This is a genomic window from Bacillus sp. AP50, from assembly GCF_040492675.1.
Taxonomy (GTDB): Bacteria; Bacillota; Bacilli; order Bacillales; family Bacillaceae_G; genus Bacillus_A; species Bacillus_A cereus.
This window is the reverse complement of the sequence record NZ_JBEUTW010000349.1, coordinates 1-3376: the sequence shown is the minus strand read 5'-3', so window position 1 is coordinate 3376 and position 3376 is coordinate 1. Positions and strand designations below refer to the sequence as shown.

The window sequence follows — 3376 nt, the reverse complement described above, 5'->3', positions numbered from 1 at the left end:
AATCAGCACCGCTCGCAGGTAGATAAATTTCGTTTTACGCTGCAGATGGTGTGATTTTTTTGTTAAAAGGTTAATATAATTAACAATTAAACAATCTAAACAATAAGGACATAAATAGTTTAGAAAAAAATTATATGCGATATAAGGAGAGGAATGCAATGAATCAGTTTCGAAGAATGGTAATTATCAACATTATCACATTAATTGTACTAGTTGGCGGCGGTATTGGCGGTTATTACTATTACAACCAAACGGAAAATTACTTAAAAACAGACAATGCAAAGATTGATGGGAAGGTAATTCCGGTTGCTTCACCAGTAGCAGGTAAACTAACTGACTGGAAAGCTGAAGTAGGAAAAAATTATAATGAGAACGATAAACTAGGTACTGTTACTGTAGCGGCAGCTAATGGAGAACAAACAGTAGATGTAACAATTCCACAAAATGCAACGGTTGTACAATCAAACGCAACAACAAATGCTTTCGTTGGAGCTGGTAGCCCGATTGCTTACGCATTCGATATGAACAATTTATGGGTAACAGCAAACATTGAAGAAACAGATGTTGATGATGTTCAAAAAGGTCAAGATGTAGATGTGTATGTAGATGCATACCCAGATACAACGTTAACAGGAAAAGTAGAACAAGTTGGCTTAACAACAGCGAATACATTCTCTATGTTGCCATCAAGCAACGCAACAGCGAACTATACGAAAGTAACACAAGTAGTACCAGTTAAAATTTCTTTAGATCATAGCAAATCAGTAAATATTGTTCCTGGCATGAATGTGACAGTTCGTATTCATAAGTAAGGGGGAGATGAGATGTCCTCAATTGTAATTGCAGGATATGCACTATTTTGTATAATCGTCTTCTTCCTTGTAAATCGTCTTTTACGAAAGAAAAAAACGAAAATGGGAGAAGAACAAGTCCCAGCCGTAAGTAAAATAGAAATAAGTAAAGTTGAAACAGAAGAGAAAGAAATTGAACGAAAGCAAGAATCGGAAATTTCTAATGTAGTTGAGTTAGAAACAGGAAAGCAAGAAGAAGTAAAACAAGAAAAAGAAGTGCAGAAAAAACAAATTTCTACGCCTGTAGAGAATGTGAACGTAAAAGCAGTTGTAGCTGTATTAATTCTCGGCATGTTCGTTTCTATTTTAAACCAAACAATTATTAACGTTGCATTACCTCCGTTAATGAATGAATTTAACGTATCAACTTCAACAGCACAATGGTTAATTACAGGCTTCATGCTTGTAAATGGTATTTTAGTACCGATTAGTGCCTTTTTAGTTTCACGATTTACGTATCGTAAATTATTCGTAGCAGCAATGTTATTCTTTACGGTAGGATCTATCATTTGTGCTATTTCCGGAAACTTTACGATGATGATGACGGGCCGTGTTATTCAAGCGGTTGGTGCGGGTATTTTAATGCCGGTTGGTATGAATATCTTCATGACATTATTCCCGCCTCATAAGCGCGGAGCAGCGATGGGGTTACTAGGTGTAGCGATGATTTTAGCTCCAGCTATCGGACCGACTGTAACAGGTTGGGTAATTGAAAATTACAGCTGGAACTTAATGTTCTATGCGATGTTTATTATCGGTTTAATTATTACGTTCCTATCTTTAAAATTCTTTACACTAGCTCAGCCAGTGTCTAAAACAAAATTAGATGTATTTGGTGTTGTTAGTTCAAGTATTGGGCTAGGAAGTTTGCTGTACGGATTTAGTGAGGCTGGAAATAATAGTTGGACTAGTGCAGAAGTTGTTATTTCACTTATCATTGGTGTAATTGGTTTAGCGTTATTTATTTGGAGAGAGTTAACAACGGACAATAAAATGCTTGATTTACAAGTATTTAAATATCCAGTATTTACTTTCACTTTAGTAATTAACGCAATCGTTACGATGGCATTATTCGGAGGTATGTTACTGCTTCCAGTATATCTGCAAAACATTCGTGGCTTTACGCCAATTGAATCTGGTTTACTACTTCTTCCAGGTTCATTAATTATGGGGATCATGGGACCAGTAGCGGGTAAATTATTCGATAAATATGGCATCCGTCCATTAGCGATAATTGGATTGGCAATTACGACGTATGCGACATATGAATTTACAAAATTATCGATGGATACACCGTATAGCGTTATTATGACGGATTATATTATACGTTCAATTGGTATGTCATTCATTATGATGCCAATCATGACAGCTGGTATGAACGCGCTGCCTATGAAATTAATTTCTCACGGTACAGCAACGCAAAATACGTCAAGACAAGTAGCGGGTTCAATCGGAACAGCGATTTTAATTACACTTATGACGCAACAAACGACTGCTCACGTAGCAGATTACGGCAACATGTTAACAACATCAAACCCAATTTTAGTTGATAAAATACACGGCATGGGGCAAAGTTTAGCGGCCTTAGCTGGATCAGCTCAAGCAGGAGACGCGATGAGCACACAACTATTATATGGACAAATTTCAAAGCTATCTGCAATTAACGGTATTAACGATGCCTTCTTAATTGCAACGATACTCGCAGGGATTGCTTGGGTGTTATCGTTCTTCTTACCATCAGGCAATAAACCAAATAGAAAAGCAGGGAATTAAATTCCCTGCTTTTTTGTGTTCTTTATGCAGTTAAATATAAAAGCTGGTAACCAGCTACGGAGCACAGCCCTGTTATAAACAAAATTGTTCCCATAGCACGAATACTTGATATTTGTCTGCCGCTTATAATAGCTAATAGTCCAGCTAAAGAGAAGAGACCCCAATATAAAGTTCCTGAAATTGGAATCATCCCCTCTAAATCTATTCCAGAACCTATACAAACGATAGGAACAACGATAAGCGATATGCTAATGAAACCAGCTATAATGGTAAGTGATTTACGACATTTAATACCAAAAATAATTAAAAAAATGCCAACGATGAATTCGCATACCATTAAAGTAAGAGCTAAAATCATCCAAGTTAATATTCCGAACACTTCTGTGTTACCTCCGATTTGTGAGTTTCAAAAAATATTATATATAGTATGAATCACCCACAGTCATGAGTAACCAGAAGATAACTCCTAATATACCAGCGATAAAAATAATGAATCCCATATTACGGATACTTTTAATCTTTGCTTGTAATCCACTTAATCCAGCTAATAATCCAGTTAAAGAAAATAGGGTCCAGTAAAGAGCAGTTGGAATGGGGAAGATTGTATCCATATTAATTCCTATACTTAAAAAAACAAAAGGTAGTGTGACAAAGGATAGGCTAAGTAGCCCCATTAAACCAACGAGTAATTTCCGATATTTAATTCCTGTTACTATTAAAAAAATACCACCAGCAATCCCGCATAGTAAGAG

General features: G+C 36.2%; 4 protein-coding genes. 2 read left to right on the top strand and 2 right to left on the bottom strand.

The window, feature by feature from the left end:
• Window positions 1–158 precede the first annotated feature (158 nt).
• Both ABWK52_RS22050 and ABWK52_RS22045 read left to right on the top strand, forming a co-directional pair.
• Window positions 159–812, top strand: coding sequence for an HlyD family secretion protein (locus ABWK52_RS22050; protein WP_001071419.1), 654 nt, complete (start codon window positions 159–161; stop codon window positions 810–812).
• Window positions 813–824: 12 nt separating this feature from the next.
• Window positions 825–2624, top strand: coding sequence for a DHA2 family efflux MFS transporter permease subunit (locus ABWK52_RS22045; RefSeq protein ID WP_025709908.1), 1800 nt, complete (start codon window positions 825–827; stop codon window positions 2622–2624).
• Between the two features lie 22 nt (window positions 2625–2646).
• Here the strand turns inward: ABWK52_RS22045 and ABWK52_RS22040 are convergent, their stop codons facing one another.
• A complete protein-coding gene (locus ABWK52_RS22040; RefSeq protein ID WP_065222750.1) occupies window positions 2647–3003 on the bottom strand; it encodes an ammonia permease in 357 nt (118 codons plus the stop codon).
• 37 nt (window positions 3004–3040) lie between these two features.
• Window positions 3041–3376 (bottom strand): DNA-binding protein (locus ABWK52_RS22035; RefSeq protein ID WP_353772131.1); only part of this gene is annotated, 336 nt, incomplete at its 5' end.

Excerpts from the sequence above, each read along its gene's own strand:
- ABWK52_RS22050 (WP_001071419.1), top strand. The coding sequence starts at position 159 with ATGAATCAGTTTCGAAGAATGGTAATTATCAACATTATCACATTAATT.
- ABWK52_RS22045 (WP_025709908.1), top strand. The coding sequence starts at position 825 with ATGTCCTCAATTGTAATTGCAGGATATGCACTATTTTGTATAATCGTC.